This window comes from Mycobacterium asiaticum (genome assembly GCF_001673365.1).
Classification (GTDB): Bacteria; Actinomycetota; Actinomycetes; order Mycobacteriales; family Mycobacteriaceae; genus Mycobacterium; species Mycobacterium asiaticum_A.
The window spans coordinates 20,801-38,278 of sequence record NZ_LZLS01000143.1 but is presented as its reverse complement, the minus strand read 5'-3'; the positions used below and the strand labels follow the sequence as shown (position 1 = coordinate 38,278).

At 65.2% G+C, this 17,478-nt stretch carries 10 protein-coding genes; 8 read left to right on the top strand and 2 right to left on the bottom strand.

The genetic code is table 11. The features are described from left to right. Positions 1-39: 39 nt before the first annotated feature. From A5634_RS15320 to A5634_RS15285, 8 genes are all read left to right on the top strand, one after another. The gene (locus A5634_RS15320; protein ID WP_065144892.1) at positions 40-1,512 is read left to right on the top strand and encodes a WS/DGAT/MGAT family O-acyltransferase; all 1,473 of its coding nucleotides are present in this window, start codon (positions 40-42) and stop codon (positions 1,510-1,512) included. Next, positions 1,509-3,344, top strand: a complete 1,836-nt coding sequence (locus A5634_RS15315; protein ID WP_081290450.1) for an HAD-IB family hydrolase/lysophospholipid acyltransferase family protein — start codon at positions 1,509-1,511, stop codon at positions 3,342-3,344. The genes A5634_RS15320 and A5634_RS15315 overlap by 4 nt, the downstream gene beginning before the upstream one ends. 8 nt (positions 3,345-3,352) lie before the next feature. Next, entirely contained in the window at positions 3,353-5,701 is a 2,349-nt protein-coding gene (locus tag A5634_RS15310; RefSeq protein WP_065144891.1) for a glycerol-3-phosphate 1-O-acyltransferase, read from the top strand. A gap of 148 nt (positions 5,702-5,849) precedes the next feature. Then, a complete protein-coding gene (locus A5634_RS15305; protein WP_065144890.1) occupies positions 5,850-6,341 on the top strand; it encodes a single-stranded DNA-binding protein in 492 nt (163 codons plus the stop codon). 82 nt (positions 6,342-6,423) lie between these two features. Further along, on the top strand, positions 6,424-8,100 hold the full coding sequence (ettA, locus tag A5634_RS15300; protein WP_065144889.1) for an energy-dependent translational throttle protein EttA: 1,677 nt from the start codon (positions 6,424-6,426) through the stop codon (positions 8,098-8,100). Between the two features lie 94 nt (positions 8,101-8,194). Beyond that, the gene (locus tag A5634_RS15295) at positions 8,195-13,045 is read left to right on the top strand and encodes an NAD-glutamate dehydrogenase (RefSeq protein ID WP_065144888.1); all 4,851 of its coding nucleotides are present in this window, start codon (positions 8,195-8,197) and stop codon (positions 13,043-13,045) included. Beyond that, positions 13,042-13,458, top strand: coding sequence for an acyl-CoA thioesterase (locus A5634_RS15290; protein WP_065144887.1), 417 nt, complete (start codon positions 13,042-13,044; stop codon positions 13,456-13,458). Before A5634_RS15295 ends, A5634_RS15290 begins: the two co-directional genes overlap by 4 nt. Continuing rightward, positions 13,455-14,138, top strand: a complete 684-nt coding sequence (locus tag A5634_RS15285) for a hypothetical protein (protein WP_065144904.1) — start codon at positions 13,455-13,457, stop codon at positions 14,136-14,138. Before A5634_RS15290 ends, A5634_RS15285 begins: the two co-directional genes overlap by 4 nt. Here A5634_RS15285 and A5634_RS15280 read toward each other — a convergent pair. Beyond that, complete coding sequence (locus tag A5634_RS15280; RefSeq protein ID WP_065144903.1) at positions 14,135-15,151, bottom strand: pyridine nucleotide-disulfide oxidoreductase; 1,017 nt, start codon at positions 15,149-15,151, stop codon at positions 14,135-14,137. The two genes, A5634_RS15285 and A5634_RS15280, sit on opposite strands and share 4 nt — an antisense overlap. Before the next feature lie 63 nt (positions 15,152-15,214). Next, positions 15,215-17,467 (bottom strand): PE family protein, encoded by a 2,253-nt coding sequence (locus A5634_RS29955; RefSeq protein WP_065144886.1) that lies wholly within the window; start codon positions 17,465-17,467, stop codon positions 15,215-15,217. Positions 17,468-17,478: the final 11 nt, after the last annotated feature.

The window sequence follows — 17,478 nt, the reverse complement described above, 5'->3', positions numbered from 1 at the left end:
GGTTGACGTGTCGAACCCGGCGCATTTGGGGTTGTGAGAATGGCTGAGTCCGACGGAGCTATCGGGATGTCCGACGAGCTCGGGCCGGTCGACTACCTGATGCACCGGGGCGAGGCGAACCCACGTACCCGCTCGGGGATCATGGCGCTGGAAATCCTGGACAGCACACCGGATTGGGATCGTTTCCGGTCTCGTTTCGAAAGCGCCTCCCGAAAGGTGCTGCGCCTGCGGCAGAAAGTCGTGGTGCCGACGTTGCCGACCGCCTCGCCGCGCTGGGTGGTCGATCCCGACTTCAATCTGGACTTTCATGTGCGACGGGTCCGGGTTTCCGAACCCGGCACCCTGCGCGAGGTATTCGACCTCGCCGAGGTGATGCTTCAATCGCCGCTGGACATTTCGCGTCCGTTGTGGACCGCGACGCTCGTCGAAGGCCTGCCCGACGGTAAGGCGGCAACCCTGCTGCACCTCAGCCATGCCGTCACCGACGGGGTCGGCAGCGTCGAGATGTTTGCCGAAATCTACGACCTGGAGCGGGATCCGGCTCCACGGCCCACGCCGCCGCTACCCATTCCCCAAGATCTGACGCCTAATGACCTGATGCGCGAAGGCATCAACCATCTGCCCATCGCACTAGTCGGTGGTGCGTTAGGCGCGCTGACCGGCGCCGTGTCGGCGGCCGGGCGAGCGGTGATGGACCCGCTTTCCACCGTGTCCGGGATCTTCGGCTACGCGACATCGGGCGCCCGAGTGTTGAACCGGGCCGCCGAACCGTCGCCGTTGCTCCGCCGTCGCAGCCTCACCAGCCGCTCCGAAGCCATCGACATTCGACTTTCGGATCTGCACGCGGCGGCCAAGGCGGGTGGCGGGTCCATCAACGACGCCTATCTGGCCGGTCTGTGCGGAGCGTTGCGCCGCTACCACGAAGCAATGGGTGTGCCGATCAGCACCCTGCCGATGGCGGTCCCGGTGAACCTGCGCGCCGAAGGCGATGCCGCCGGCGGCAACCAGTTCACCGGCGTGAATCTGGCAGCGCCGGTGGGCACTCTTGATCCGGTGGCCCGGATCAAGAAAATTCGGGCGCAGATGACTCAACGTCGCGAAGAGCCCGCGATGAACATCATCGGGTCCATCGCGCCGGTGCTCAGTGTGCTGCCCACCGCGGTGCTGGAAAGCATTAGTAGCTCGGTGATCGGCAACGACGTGCAAGCTAGCAATGTCCCGGTCTATCCCGGCGATACGTTCATCGCCGGTGCAAAGGTGTTGCGGCAGTACGGGATCGGCCCACTGCCCGGGGTTGCGATGATGGTGGTGCTGATCTCTCGTGGCGGATGGTGCACGATTACCGTGCGCTACGACCGGGCTTCGGTGAAGAAGGACGAGTTGTTCGCCCAATGCCTGCTGGAAGCTTTCGACGAAATCCTCGCCCTGGCCGGCGATCCGCCGCCGCGTGCGGTGGCGGCGTCATTCGATGCCGACCTGGCTGACTCGTCTCGATCGGTGACGGTCTCATGAGTGCCGCGGACGAAAAGGACGGCGGGGACCGTCAGCAGGGCAAGGATCTGCGGCTGCCCGGTTCGGTGGCCGAGATCATGGCCAGTCCGCAGGGTCCGAAGGTCGGCGCGTTTTTCGATCTGGACGGAACTTTGGTCGCGGGATTCACCGCAGTCATCCTGACCCAGGAGCGGCTGCGGCGCCGCGATATGGGCGTGGGCGAACTGCTCAGCATGGTCCAAGGAGCCCTCAACCACACCCTGGGACGCATCGAGTTCGAGGACCTGATCAGCAAGGCGTCCATGGCGCTTGCGGGACGGTTGTTGACCGACCTGGACGAGATCGGCGAGCGGCTGTTCAACCAGCGGATCGAGTCGCGGATCTATCCGGAGATGCGAGAACTGGTGCGCGCGCACGTAACTCGCGGCCACACCGTGGTGCTCAGTTCTTCGGCGTTGACCATCCAAGTCAACCCGGTGGCGCGCTTCCTGGGCATCACCAACACGCTCACCAACAAATTCGAGACCAACGAGGACGGGTTGCTTACCGGCGGCGTCGTCAAGCCGATTCTGTGGGGTCCGGGCAAAGCGTCTGCGGTGCAACGGTTTGCGGCCGAACACGACATCGACCTAAAGGAAAGTTACTTCTACGCCGACGGCGACGAAGACGTCGCGCTGATGTACCTGGTCGGCAACCCGCGCCCGACCAACCCCGAAGGCAAGATGGCCGCGGTTGCCAAGCGGCGCGGATGGCCGATCCTGAAATTCGACAGCCGTGGCGGGGTCGGTCTTCGCCGTCAGATCCGCACGCTGGCCGGATTCGGCTCCATGGTGCCGGTCGCGGCCGGTGCGGTGGGACTCGGTCTGCTGACCCGCAACCGGCGCCGTGGGGTGAACTTTTTCACCTCGAACTTCTCCCAATTGCTGTTGGCTACCTGTGGCGTGCACTTGAACGTCCTCGGGAAGGAAAACCTGACAGCGCAGCGCCCCGCGGTCTTTATCTTCAACCACCGCAACCAGGTTGACCCGATCATCTCCGGTGCACTGGTGAAGGACAACTGGGTTGGCGTAGGCAAAAAGGAACTCGAACGCGACCCGATCATGGGCACCATGGGCAAGCTGCTCGACGGGGTGTTCATCGATCGCGACGATGCGAACTCCGCGGTGGAGATGCTGCACACTGTGGAGGACCGGGCGCGCAACGGCCTGTCCATCGTGATCGCCCCGGAGGGCACCCGGTTGGACACCACCGAAGTCGGACCCTTCAAGAAGGGACCGTTCCGAATTGCGATGGCAGTGGGAATTCCCGTTGTTCCCATCGTGATTCGCAACGCCGAGATCATCGCGTCCCGCAACTCCACCACGTTGAACCCGGGCACGGTCGACGTTGCGGTGTTCCCGCCGATTCCGGTTGAGGACTGGACTTTGGAGACGTTGCCCGAACGGATCGCCGAAATTCGTCAGCTCTATCTCGACACCTTGGCCGACTGGCCGACCGACGGGCTTCCCGAGGTCGCCTTGTATAGCAAGAAACCGGCGAAGAAGACGGCTCCCGCTAAGAAGGCGCCGGCCAAGAAGGCTCCTGCTAAGAAGGCGCCGGCCAAGAAGGCTCCCGCGAAAAAGACGGCCGCCAAGAAGGCTCCCGCGAAAAAGACCGCGGCCAAAAAAACGACTGCCAAGAAAACGACTGCCAAGAAAGCTACCGCCAAGAAGACCGCGAAAAAGGCTGCCACGAAAGCAACTCCGAAAGCGACCGACAACGTCACGCCGCACGAATCCACCGTCGAGCTCAACAACGTCGAAGTAGCGCAGACCAGCCCGCAGCAGCCCGACTCCTCGACCCCGAAGCCCTGAGGGCGGCCGTGACAAAACCGGCCGCCGACACCAGCGCAGTGCTGACTGCCGAAGATGCACTGGTACTTGCATCCATGGACACGCCCGTCGAGATGGAGTTGGTCATGGACTGGGTGGGCGAGCAACGTGCCCGCCACCCGCAGACCAAGTTCGACGTGTTGAAACTGCCGCCCGACACCAACGCGCCGGGGTCCCTCACGGCCCTCGTCGAGCAACTCGGCTCGCAGACCAACGACGACCGGTCAGTGGTTCCGGTCCGCGTGTTCTGGTTGCCGACCCCTGACCGCGGCAAGGTCGCAAAGGTTGCGGCGCTACTGCCGGGCCGAGATCCCTACCACCCCAGTCAACGTCAGCAGCGGCGCATCCTGCGCACCGAGCCGTGGCGGGCCCGGGTGGTGGCCGGCGAGTCGGCCAGCGTGGCCGAACTCCGCCAGCAATGGCGGGACACCACCGTAGGCGAGAACGCCTTGGAGTTCGCCCAGTTCGTCACCCGACGCGCGTTGCTGGCGTTGGCGCGCTCCGAATACCGAATCCTCGGGCCGCAGTACAAGTCACCTCGTCTTGTCAAGCCGGAGATGTTGGCCTCAGCGCGATTTCGCCGCGGCCTGGAAGCCATTCCCGGCGCCACCGTCGAGGAAGCGGGCAAGATGCTCGACGAACTCGCTACCGGGTGGAGCCAGGCATCGGTAGACGTGATCTCGGTGTTGGGGCGGATGCTCAGCCGCGGGTTCGACCCGGAATTCGACTACGACGAATATCAGGTCGCGGCGATGCGTGCCGCACTGGAAACCCACCCCGCGGTGCTGCTGTTCTCGCACCGGTCTTACATCGATGGTGCCGTGGTGCCAGTGGCGATGCAGGACAACAGGTTACCGCCGGTGCACATGTTCGGCGGCATCAACCTGTCTTTCGGCGTCATGGGGCCGCTCATGCGCCGGTCGGGCACCATCTTCATTCGACGCAACATCGGTGACAACCCGCTGTACAAGTACGTGCTCAAAGAATACGTGGGTTACATCGTCGAGAAGCGGTTCAACCTGAGCTGGTCCATCGAGGGAACCCGCTCGCGAACCGGGAAGATGCTGCCGCCAAAGCTCGGCCTGATGAGCTACGTCGCCGACGCCTATCTGGACGGTCGCAGCGAAGACATTCTGCTGCAGGGTGTTTCGATCTGCTTCGACCAATTGCACGAGATCGCCGAGTACGCGGCGTACGCGCAGGGGGCGGAGAAGACACCCGAAGGCTTCAGCTGGCTGTACAACTTCATCAAAGCCCAGGGTGAGCGTAACTACGGCAAGATCTACGTACGCTTTCCCGAAGCGGTCTCGATGCGACAGTATCTGGGCCCACCGAACGGTCCGTTGGCACAAGATCAAGCAGCAAAACGCCTTGCGCTGCAGAAGATGTCGTTCGAAGTTGCATGGCGCATTCTGCAGTCCACTCCAGTGACGGCCACGGGTCTGGTTTCGGCGCTGCTGCTCACGACTCGTGGGACGGCGTTGACTCTCGATCAGTTGCACCGCACCTTGCAGGATTCGTTGGACTACCTCGACCGTAAGCAGACGCCGGTGTCCACCAGTGCGTTGCGGTTGCGCTCGCGCGACGGTGTGCGCGCGGCGGTGGATGCATTGTCCAACGGGCACCCGGTAACTCGTGTCGACAGCGGTCGGGAGCCGGTGTGGTACATCGCTCCCGAGGACGAGCACGCCGGAGCGTTTTATCGAAACTCGGTGATTCACGCATTTTTGGAGACGTCGATCGTCGAACTGGCGCTGGCCCACACCCGCAACGCCAAAGGTGATCGGGTCGAAGCGTTCTGGGCGCAAGCAATGCGGTTGCGCGATCTGCTCAAGTTCGATTTCTATTTCGCCGATTCGGCTGCATTCCGCGCCAACATCGCCAAAGAGATGGCGTGGCAACAGGATTGGGAATCACAACTCGCCGCCGGCGGTGAGGCGATCGAACGAATATTGCAGGCCAAACGACCGCTGATGTCCGAGGCGATGCTGCGCGTGTTCTTCGAGGCCTATGAGATCGTCGCCGACGTTCTGCGCGATGCCCCGGCGGATATCAACCAGAAGGACCTCACGGAACTGGCCCTTGGGGTCGGACGCCAGTACGTGGCCCAGGGACGGGTCCGCAGCAGCGAATCGGTGTCGACGCTGCTGTTCGCGACCGCGCGCCAGGTCGTCGCGGACCAAGACCTGATCGGCTCGGCACCAGAGCTGTCTGAACGTCGGGCCGCGTTCCGAAACGAACTGCGCGACATTCTGCGTGATTTCAGCTATGTCGGGCGGATCGCCCGCAGTCAGTTCGCCGAACGCGAAATCAAGGCGCGCCAGGAGCGCGATCGCTGAGAGTCCGCGGGACACGAGTTGTCCCCAGTTGCGACTTTCTCCACAGGTGGGTCGACACAGCGCAGTTGGCTGGTCCATCTCGTCGGCGGTGGCGAGCTAAATGGGCTCCAACACCAGCACGACCCCGAGACGAGAGAAAGTTGAGCCAATGTTCGAAACACCGCTGACCATCGTCGGACACATCGTTGCCGACCCGCAGCGCCGCCGGGTCGGCAACGAAGAAGTGATCAAGTTCCGGGTTGCGAGCAATTCGCGTCGACGCACCTCCGACGGTGGCTGGGAGTCGGGCAACTCGCTGTTCGTCACCGTCAACTGCTGGGGCCGGTTGGTCACCGGAGTCGGCGCCGCGCTGGCCAAAGGCGCACCGGTGATAGTGGTGGGTCACGTCTACACCAGTGAGTACGAGGACCGCGACGGCAATCGCCGGTCATCGGTGGAAATGCGGGCGACGGCGGTGGGACCGGACTTGGCGCGCACGATCGTGCGCATCGAGAAGCCGAGCTACACCGGCCCGAATCCGCTGGAAGCCCCGGCGGCCGAGGGCGCCGCAGCTGACCGCCCCGCCGGCGCCGAAGTAGGTGAAACGGAACCCGCCGAAGACGCCGTCGCTGTCACCAGCGCGTTGCCACTGTCGGCCTAGCCATTCCGGGCGGTGCATAGGATGGTCCGCGGATATTTCACGGAGAAATTTCTTTTCAAGACCAGAAAGGCAACACCGCGGCATGGCTGAGTTCATCTACACGATGAAGAAGGTCCGCAAGGCGCACGGCGACAAGGTGATTCTCGACGATGTGACGTTGAGCTTCTACCCCGGCGCCAAGATCGGCGTCGTCGGCCCCAATGGGGCCGGAAAGTCGAGCGTCTTGCGGATCATGGCCGGGTTGGACAAGCCGAACAACGGCGACGCTTTCCTGGCAAATAACGCGTCGGTCGGCATTCTGCTGCAGGAGCCGCCGCTGAACGAAGAGAAGACGGTTCGGGGCAACGTTGAGGAGGGCCTGGGCGAGATCAAGGTCAAGCTCGACCGGTTCAACGAGGTCGCCGAGCTGATGGCCACCGATTACTCCGATGAGCTGATGGAGGAAATGGGTCGGCTGCAAGAGGATCTGGATCACGCCGACGCGTGGGACCTCGACTCGCAGCTGGAGCAGGCCATGGACGCGCTGCGCTGTCCGCCGCCGGACGAACCGGTCACCAACCTGTCCGGCGGCGAGCGCCGCCGCGTTGCGCTGTGCAAGTTGCTGCTGTCAAAGCCGGACCTGCTGCTACTCGACGAACCGACAAACCACCTGGACGCGGAATCCGTGCAGTGGCTCGAGCAGCACCTGGCCAGCTACGCCGGTGCGATCCTGGCGGTCACCCACGACCGCTACTTCCTCGACAATGTCGCCGAGTGGATCCTCGAACTCGACCGTGGCCGCGCCTATCCATACGAAGGCAACTACTCGACGTACCTGGAGAAGAAAGCCGAGCGGATCGCGGTGCAGGGGCGCAAAGACGCCAAGCTGCAGAAGCGGTTGCAGGAGGAATTGGCCTGGGTCCGCTCGGGTGCCAAGGCTCGTCAGGCCAAGAGCAAGGCACGGTTGCAGCGCTACGAGGAGATGGCCGCCGAGGCGGAGAAGTCGCGCAAGCTCGACTTCGAGGAGATCCAGATCCCGGTCGGCCCCCGGCTGGGTTCGGTCGTGGTCGAAGTCGAGCACCTCGACAAGGGCTTCGAGGGTCGCACCTTGATCAAAGACTTGTCGTTCACGCTGCCTCGCAACGGCATCGTCGGCGTCATCGGCCCCAACGGTGTCGGTAAGACCACGTTGTTCAAGACCATCGTCGGGCTCGAGGAGCCCGACAGCGGCACGGTCAAGGTCGGCGAGACCGTCAAGCTGAGTTACGTCGACCAGACCCGCTCGGGCATCGACCCGAAGAAGACCGTGTGGCAGGTCGTCTCCGACGGACTCGACTACATCGAGGTCGGTCAAACCGAGGTGCCGTCGCGGGCTTACGTGTCGGCCTTCGGTTTCAAGGGTCCCGATCAGCAGAAGCCGGCCGGGGTGCTCTCGGGTGGCGAGCGCAACCGGTTGAACCTGGCGTTGACCCTCAAACAGGGCGGCAACCTGATCCTGCTCGACGAACCGACCAACGACCTGGACGTGGAAACCCTCAGCTCGCTAGAAAACGCGCTGGTGAATTTCCCGGGCTGTGCGGTGGTGATCTCCCACGACCGCTGGTTCCTCGACCGAACCTGCACGCACATCCTGGCCTGGGAGGGTGACGACGACAACGAGGCCAAGTGGTTCTGGTTCGAGGGCAACTTCGGTGCCTACGAGGAGAACAAGGTCGAACGACTCGGTGCCGAAGCGGCGCGTCCGCACAGAGTGACCCACCGCAAGCTGACACGCGACTAATGTCAGCACTGCTCTGTGACAACGCGGTCGCAACGATCGCTGTGGAGCGGGGCAGTAACCCAGCGGTATCCGTCGCGAGTTGGGAGCAATCGGAATGACGATCGATCCCGGACCAAAGGAAGACGTCGCGGCGTGGACCCCGGTCACGCACGGCGCCGATACACCCGACTGGGTGTTCGATGCCTACCTGGCCAGCTACCGCGGACCGCACGACGAAGGACCCGAGTCGTCGGCGAACTCTACTTCGCTGGTGACCCCGGCAGTCGTGGGTGCGCACACGCGACTCGCGCAGCATCGGCCGGCCGGAGAAAGCGCCGTCGCTGTCTACCTGCCCGACGACCCCTCGGGCTTCGGACCGGCACTGCAGGTGGTCACCGACCAGGGCAGCATGCTGATGGATTCGGTCACCGTGCTGCTGCACCGGCTGGGGTTGGCCTACACCGCGATCATGACCCCGGTCTTCGAGGTGCGCCGCGATGAGTCAGGGGAGTTGCAGCGCGTCGAACCCAAAGCCGATGACGCGTCACCTTACGTCGGTGAGGCATGGATCCACGTCCAGCTCTCCCCATCGGTCGATAGCAAGGTGCTCGCCGAGGTTCAGCGGCTGCTGCCCAAAGTCCTCACCGATGTTCAGCGGGTAGCCACCGACGCGGCGGACCTGATCGCCACCCTCGGCGAGGTAGCCACCGACGTCGACAACGACCCCGAGGGCCGGTATCAGGCCCCCGATCGCCAGGAGATCGCCGAACTGCTGCGCTGGCTGGGGAAGGGAAACTTCCTGCTGCTCGGCTACCAGCGAACCCGGGTGCAGGACGGTTTGGTGATCGGTGACGGGTCGAGCGGCCTCGGCGTGCTGCGCGCGCGATCAGGCACCCGGCCGCGGCTCACCGACGAATCCAAGCTGCTGGTCTTGGCTCAGGCCGCAGTCGGCAGCTACCTGCGCTACGGCGCCTACCCCTACGCGATCGCGGTCCGCGAATATGCGGACGGTCAAGACGCGGGCGAAGAGGGCGCGGTCTTCGAGCACCGCTTCGTCGGGCTTTTCACCGTCGCGGCCATGAACGCCGACGTCCTGGAAATTCCGACCATCGCCCACCGGGTCCGCGACGCGCTCACCCTGGCCGGCAGCGATCCCAGCCACCCCGGCCAACTCCTGCTCGACGTCATTCAGACCGTTCCGCGTCCGGAGCTGTTCACGCTCAGCGCCGAACGGCTGCTCGCGATGGCAAAAGCCGTGGTGGACATGGGCTCGCAGCGACGCGCGTTGTTGTTCCTGCGCGCCGACCGGCTGCAGTTCTTCGTCTCCTGCCTGGTGTATCTGCCCCGCGACCGCTACACCACCGCGGTTCGCCTGCAAATCGAGGACATCCTGGTCCGCGAATTCGGTGGTACACGTTTGGAATTCACCGCCCGGGTCAGTGAATCACCTTATGCGCTAATGCATTTCATGGTGCGGCTGCCCGAAGATTCCCAGCCGGGCTCCGTCGACGTCTCCGAACCCAACCGGATCCGGCTGCAGTCGATGTTGAGCGAAGCCGCCCGCACCTGGGGCGACCGCCTGATTGCCGCCGCCGCCACCACCTCGGTCAGCCATGCCGACGCCGAGCACTACGCCGCCGCATTCCCCGAGACCTATAAACAGTGGGTTACCCCCGTCGACGCCATCGACGAGATCGCCATCATCAACGAACTCAGTGACGACTCGGTCAAGTTGGTCTTCTCCGACCGTGACGAGGATGGCGTTGCCCAGCTGACCTGGTTCCTCGGCGGTCGGACGGCCTCGCTGAGCCAGCTGTTACCGATGTTGCAGAGCATGGGCGTTGTCGTGCTCGAAGAGCGGCCCTTCAACGTCACCCGGGCGGACGGGTTGCCGGTGTGGATCTACCAGTTCATGATCCAGCCGCACCCGACCATCCCACTGGCGGAGACCGAAGCGGAGCGAGATGCGGGCGCGCAGCGATTCGCCGACGCCGTCACCGCGATCTGGCACGGCCGGGTCGAGATCGACCGGTTCAACGAATTGGTCATGCGTGCCGGGTTGACCTGGCAGCAAGTCATGCTGCTGCGCGCTTACGCAAAATACCTGCGGCAGGCGAACTTTCCCTACAGCCAGTCCTACATCGAGTCGGTACTCAACGAGCATCCCTCGACCGCGCGCTCGCTGGTTGCGCTGTTCGAGGCGCTGTTCGATCCGGGCTCGGCGGGTAGCGCGCGCGACGCACAGGCCGCGGCCGCTGCGGTCGCTGCCGACATCGATGCCCTGGTGAGTTTGGACACCGACCGCATCCTGCGGGCGTTCGCATCGTTGGTTCAGGCCACGTTGCGAACCAATTACTTTGTGACGAGCGAAGGTTCGGCCCGCAGCCGCGATGTGTTGTCGGTCAAACTCAACGCCCAGCTGATCGACGAACTTCCGCTGCCGCGACCAAAGTTCGAGATCTTCGTCTATTCACCTCGCGTGGAGGGGGTCCATCTGCGTTTCGGTCCGGTCGCGCGCGGCGGGCTGCGCTGGTCGGACCGTCGCGACGACTTCCGCACCGAAATCCTCGGCCTGGTCAAGGCGCAGGCGGTGAAGAACGCCGTCATCGTTCCCGTCGGAGCAAAGGGCGGATTCGTACTCAAGCGAGCACCGATACCCACCGGGGACGCTGCCGCGGACCGTGAGGCCACCCGCGCCGAAGGTGTCGCCTGCTACCAGCTGTTCATTTCCGGACTGCTCGACGTCACCGACAACGTCGACCACGCGACCAAAGCCGTCAACCCGCCGGCCGATGTGGTCCGCCGCGACGGCGACGACGCTTACCTGGTCGTGGCTGCGGACAAAGGCACCGCCACGTTCTCCGACATCGCCAACGACGTCGCGAAGTCCTACGGCTTCTGGCTAGGTGACGCGTTCGCATCAGGTGGTTCCGTCGGCTACGACCACAAAGCCATGGGCATCACCGCTAAGGGCGCCTGGGAAGCGGTCAAACGGCATTTCCGGGAGATCGGCGTCGACACCCAGAGCGAGGACTTCACCGTCGTCGGCGTCGGCGACATGAGCGGCGACGTGTTCGGCAACGGGATGCTGTTGAGCAAGCACATCAGGCTGATCGCCGCGTTCGACCACCGCCACATCTTCCTCGACCCGGACCCCGACGCCGCGTCGTCCTGGGTGGAGCGGCAACGGATGTTCGACCTGCCGCGCTCGAGCTGGGAATACTACGACAAGTCGCTGATCAGCGAGGGCGGCGGCGTGTACAGCCGCGAGCAGAAGTCCATCCCGGTCAGCCCGCAGGTCCGCGATGCGTTGGGTATCGACGGCGCCGAAGCCGGGGGAGTCATGGAAATGTCCCCGCCGAACCTGATGCGGGCGATCCTGCAGGCCCCGGTGGACCTGCTGTTCAACGGCGGCATCGGCACCTACATCAAGGCCGAAACCGAGTCCGACGCCGATGTCGGTGACCGCGCCAACGATCCGGTGCGCGTCAACGGAAATCAAGTGCGCGCCAAGGTAATCGGCGAGGGCGGCAACTTGGGTGTGACGGCACGCGGCCGGGTGGAGTTCGACCTGTCCGGCGGCCGGATCAACACCGACGCGATGGACAACTCCGCCGGCGTGGACTGCTCCGACCACGAGGTCAACATCAAGATCCTGATCGACTCGCTGGTCACCGCCGGCAAGGTCAAAGCCGAGGAACGCAAGCAACTACTCGAGTCGATGACCGACGAAGTGGCCACGTTGGTGCTGCGGGACAACGAGGACCAGAACGACCTGATGGGCACCAGCCGAGCCAACGCGGCCAGCCTGCTTCCGGTGCACGCCGACCAGATCAAGTACCTGGTCGCCGAGCGTGGCGTCAGCCGCGAGCTGGAGGCACTGCCGTCGGAAAAAGAGATCGCACGGCGCACCGAGGTGGGGCTGGGGCTCACCTCGCCCGAACTGGCGACGCTGATGGCGCACGTGAAGCTGGCACTCAAAGAGGACCTGCTGAACACGGAACTGCCCGACCAGGAGGTGTTCGCATCCCGGCTCCCGGCATACTTCCCCAAGCCGCTGCGGGAGGGCTTCACGCCGGAGATCCGATCCCACCAGCTGCGCCGCGAGATCGTCACCACGATGCTGATCAACGACATGGTGGACACCGCCGGGATCAGCTACGCGTTCCGGCTCGCCGAGGACGTCGGTGTGCCGCAGATCCACGCGGTGCGCACTTTCGCTGCCACCGACGCGATCTTCGGTATCAGTCACATCTGGCACCGCATCCGTGCGGCCAATCTGCCGGTTGCCCTATCTGACCGGCTGACCCTGGACACCCGCCGATTAATTGACCGCGCCGGGCGCTGGCTGCTCAACTACCGTCCTCAGCCGCTGGCCGTAGGCGCCGAAATCAACCGGTTCGCCGCCAAGGTCAAGGCGTTGACGCCGCAGATGTCGGCGTGGCTGCGCGGCGACGACAAGGCCATCGTTGACAAGGAAGCAGCGGAGTTCACCTCCCAGGGAGCACCGCAGGACCTGGCGTATCGGGTTGCCGCCGGCCTCTACCGGTACAGCCTGCTGGACATCATCGACATCGCAGACATCACCGAGATCGAGTCCGCCGACGTCGCTGACACGTATTTCGCGTTGATGGATCGGTTGGGTACTGACTCGCTGCTGACTGCGGTGTCCGAGCTTCCGCGCAATGACCGGTGGCATTCGTTGGCGCGGTTGGCAATTCGAGACGACATCTACGCGTCGCTGCGATCGTTGTGTTTCGACGTGCTTGCGGTGGGGGAGCCGGATGAAAGTGGTGAGCAGAAGATCGCCGAGTGGGAACACATCAGCGCGTCCCGGGTCGAGCGGGCCCGTCGGACGCTCGAGGAGATCCGCGAGAGTGGTGCGACCGATCTCGCGACGCTGTCGGTGGCGGCCCGCCAGATCCGCCGCATGACCCGCACCAGCGGACGGGGCGCGTCAGGGTGAGTATCGGTTACGTCGCCTCCGTGCCGGTGCGGTGGTCGGACATCGACATGTACCAGCACGTCAACCACGCCACCATGGTCACCATCCTCGAAGAGTCGCGGGTCCCGTTCCTCAAAGAGCCGTTCGGCGCCGACATCACCACCATCGGCCTCCTGATCGCCGACGTCCGGGTGACCTACAAAGACCAGTTGCGATTGGTCGATTCGCCGCTGCAAGTGACGATCTGGACAAAGCGGCTGCGGGCGGTCGACTTCACCCTGGGCTACGAAGTGCGCTCGGTCAACGCCGACCCGGACTCCAAGCCCGCTGTCATCGCCGAATCCCAGCTGGCCGCGGTCCACATCGAGGAACAGCGGCTGGTGCGTTTGGCACCTCACCACCGGGAGTACTTGCAGCGGTGGCTCAGGGAATAACGCCGGGAACAAATGGCCCAGCCGAGCGCGGCTTGTGGCTGGGTCCGGACTCCGCGACGGCTCACCGCACCGATCTGGCCAAATTCGCCGATCACGCAACGCGGCTCGACGCTGCCGCGATCATCCGAATCCGCGCCCGCTCGGCTGGGTTGCTGACCGCTTGGGTAGCAACGGGTTTCGACGTTCTCGCCAGCCGGGTGGTGGCGGGCAAGGTGCGGCCCGACGACTTGTCGGTCGGCGCAGATGCACTGGTCCGGGGATTGGCTGCGATGGACAACTCGGGTTACGTGGATCCGGGTTACGCGATGGATTCAGCGTGGCGGGGCGCGTTGCCGCCGGAATCCGGGTTCATCCACCTCGATGACGTGCCCGCCCGGGTGATGCTGGATCTGGCCTCCCAAGGCGCGGAGCTGGCCAAGGAGCACAGCAGTTCCCATGGCCCTCCGGTTTCGTTGCTCGACCAGGAGGTCATTCAGGTGAGCTCGAACGACATTACCGTCGGGCTACCGATGCGCTGCGTATTCGCTTTAACCGCAATGGGTTTCCTGCCACAGTCGGCCGCGGCGGCCGACCCCGATGAGATGATCCGGGTACGGGTGCTGCCGACATGGTTACGGATCGATGCTCGGTACGGCTCGGTGTACCGGCGCCGCGGCGATCCCGCTCTGGTGCTGCGCTAGGTGCCGTAACTCAACCACAACGGCAACACACTGTTCAGGTAGTCCATGAATTTCTTGAGCCCGACTCGGTATTGCCCGAAGCCGTAGGGGTCCTCGGCGTACTCCGGATACGCGATGCCCAGCCCGAATAGCCCCGGCGCAATGATGCCGTTCTGCTGGTTGTAGTGCAGCTCGCCCCACTGTGGCGTTTCGGGAAGTTTTCTGCGTTCAAACCCGACGGTATAAACAGCAAGATCGCACGTTGCGAGCTGCTCCTCATATTCCGGACTGAACACCCAGCACCGTTCCAGCCGTTCTGGATACACCCCGTCGATATTTTCCCGGGCCCAGTCCGCCGCTCGGCCTTTGAGGCCGGTGTCGTCGAAGAGGATCCAATCATCCAGATATGCAGCATATTTGAGCGGGCTACGATAAAAGTTGATCACTTTCTTGACTGGATGGCGCAGCAGGTTAGGCAGCGCGATCATCGACGAGTGAGATGAACCGAAGACGGCAACCGTGGCGCCGGTGAGCGGTTGTTCAGCCAGTTTTTCCGGATCGAGAGCAACTTCCACCGGGATTTCGTCAAGCTGCGGATAGTCCAGTTTTTTCGGAATGGCGCCGACGGCGAGTATGACGTTCTCCGAAGAGATTGTGTGGCTTTCGGTTTCGATCCGCCAGCGCCGCTGCTCCAAAAAGAGTGTGGTTGCCATCGTCTGGAACACGCAGACCCGCTCACGCAACTGCTGAGTGATCCACAGCAACGGATCCGCTACCAGCGCAAGCTCGCACGTCTGTTCCGGGTCGACGTTCAGCAGCGGCATCGGGGGCACCTCTGAGAACCGAAAAGCTTTGGATCCGTTCAGGTATCCCAGAAAAGTGCCGGCAATGGTGTTGCTTGACACGGGCCGCCACTTCTGACCCAGGTCGCCGGCAGCGAATGCCGGATCAATCCAGGCGATCCTGTCCTCCGGGATGCCTAGATCGAGCAGCCGTCCCACCCCGGCGATGCCGGCAGGCCCGGCCCCGATCACTGTCCACGCGTAGGTCGCCATGCATCAGATATAGAGCAGCGCACGACAAAACGCGAAACGACGCTACGGGCTTCCTGTGGAACCGGGTTCCCCGGTGACGTCGCCAGCGCCACCCTTGCCGCCGCTGCCGCCGTTGCTGGCAGGACCCGTGCCGTTGCCACCGTCACCGCCATTGCCGCCGGTGGCGATTCCCGTCGACGTGGCATTCAGAATTCTTGCCTCGCCGCCATCGCCGCCGGTGCCGCCAGCGGTGTAACCGCTGCCGCCCTTACCGCCGCGGCCCCCGAAAGCGTCGCCGGGCCCGTAGTTGTACCCACCGCCGCCCACGCCGCCGTCGCCGCCCGCACCAGAGGTGCTGGCACCACCGGCCCCTCCGCGTCCACCGAAGGCGTCGGCCGCCTGTTCCTCGGGAACGACCACGTCACCGCCGGCGCCGCCCCTTCCACCGTTTCCGGTAGTGCCGCCGCCGCCGCTGCCGCCATCGGCAGCGTGGGTTAATCCCAGGCCGTAGTTGTAGGTCGTACCGCCCTTTCCGCCCTGCCCGCCGGTGATCCCGTCGCCGCCAGCTCCGGCGGCGCCGCCGGTCACGGTCCCAGTGGAAGTCACATTGAAGACACCTGCACCGCCGCCGTCACCGCCAGCGCCCCCGTCCTGGGTCGTGCCACCGCTGATGCCGGGCGCCCCGGCCCCTCCGGTCACATTTCCGGTGCCCTCGGCATATCCGTATCCGCCGGTCCCGCCGCGGCCGCTGCCCGCCGCGCCGCTGCCGCCGAGGCCGCCGCCGCCCCCGACGGCGTTTCCACTTCCGTAGGTACTCGCACCACCACCTGTTCCGCCCTGACCGCCGGCTTCGACGGTGCCCGTGCCGCCGACTCCGCCCTTGCCGCCGGTCGCATTTGCGGTTCCGTAGCTATACGAAAAGCCGCCGGCGCCGCCCTCGCCGCCGATACGACCGGTGCCGCCCTTACCGCCGGTACCGCCGGTGCCGCTGTCACCGGCGACACCGCCCGCGCCGCCTGAGCCCGCTGCGCCGCCGAGCCCGCCGGTGCCGCCCTGGCCGCCCTGACCTCCGGTTCCCGAGCCAGGACCGGTGTCGAGTCCTGCTCCGCCGTTACCACCGGTACCGCCCATGCCCCCGCTGCCGCCGCTGCCGTTTGTCCCACCGTTGCCGGCGCCGCCGTTACCGCCGTTTCCGCCGAAGCCGCCCATATAGCCGGTCCCGGCCGCAGCGTTGGGTTGGGCGTTGGTGCCGTCGCTACCCCTGCCGCCGATGCCGCCTTGACCGCCGGTACCACCGGTGCCCGCGGCGCCTGCGTCGGCGCCGGTCCCGCCGGTACCACCCAGTCCGGCGGCCCCGCCGGTGCCGCCTTGACCGCCCTTGCCGCCATAGGCGTCGGCTCCGTTGCCGGCGCCAACCCCGTCAGCGCCGAGGCCGCCGGCCCCGCCGGTGCCTCCGTCGCCGCCGGCACCGCCGATGCCGCCGACGCCGTGGCTGCCTGCTGAGCCGCCGAATAGTCCCCCGGCACGGCCGCCATCTCCACGTTCACCGCCCTGGCCGCCCGTGCCGCCTTGACCACCGTCGGCGCCGGTGCCGCCAACGCCGCCGTTGCTGCGGCCCTCTCCGGGCGCGCCGTCTGCGCCGGTTCCACCGGTACCGCCGACGCCGCCCATCCCGCCATCGCCGCCGACGCCGCCGTTGCCCCACAGGATTCCGCCGGCACCGCCGGCCCCGCCGGCGCCACCGATACCGCCCGTGCCGCCTTGCGCGCCGGCCGCGCCTGCCGTGCCCGCGAGGCCGATCCCACCGGCCCCACCCGCGCCACCGTTACCGAACAGGGCGGCATTGCCGCCCCTGCCGCCGGCCTGCCCGGGCGCCCCCGATCCGCCTTTTCCACCGTTGCCCCACAACATCCCGGTCGCGTCGCCGCCGGCTTGACCAGTACCCGGGGCTCCGTCGGTGCCGTCGCCAATCAGTGGGCGTCCGAGCAGCGACTCGGTTGGCGCGTTGACCACGCCCAGCAGCAGTTGCTCGATGCTCGTTGACTCGGCGGTGGTGTAGGAATTCGCGCCCGCCGCCAAGGTGCCAGTGAATTGGGCATGAAACGCCGCCGCCTCCGCACTGAGCGCCTGATAACTCAGGCCGTGCGCGCTGAACAGGGCCGCGATGGCCGCCGATACCTCATCGCCGGCCGCCGCCAGTACTCGGGTTGTCGAAGACGCCACTGTCCAATTTGCTGCGGTAATCGCAGACTCGATGTCGTCCAAATCGGCTGCGGCCGCTGCCACCCAGTCTGGCGATGCGATCACATACGACATTCGATGCTCCC

Bases quoted from the DNA above. Each gene is read 5' to 3' on its own strand.
- A5634_RS15320 (WP_065144892.1), top strand. From the start codon at position 40: ATGGCTGAGTCCGACGGAGCTATCGGGATGTCCGACGAGCTCGGGCCG.
- A5634_RS15315 (WP_081290450.1), top strand. From the start codon at position 1,509: ATGAGTGCCGCGGACGAAAAGGACGGCGGGGACCGTCAGCAGGGCAAG.
- A5634_RS15305 (WP_065144890.1), top strand. From the start codon at position 5,850: ATGTTCGAAACACCGCTGACCATCGTCGGACACATCGTTGCCGACCCG.
- ettA (WP_065144889.1), top strand. From the start codon at position 6,424: ATGGCTGAGTTCATCTACACGATGAAGAAGGTCCGCAAGGCGCACGGC.
- A5634_RS15295 (WP_065144888.1), top strand. From the start codon at position 8,195: ATGACGATCGATCCCGGACCAAAGGAAGACGTCGCGGCGTGGACCCCG.
- A5634_RS29955 (WP_065144886.1), bottom strand. From the start codon at position 17,467: ATGTCGTATGTGATCGCATCGCCAGACTGGGTGGCAGCGGCCGCAGCC.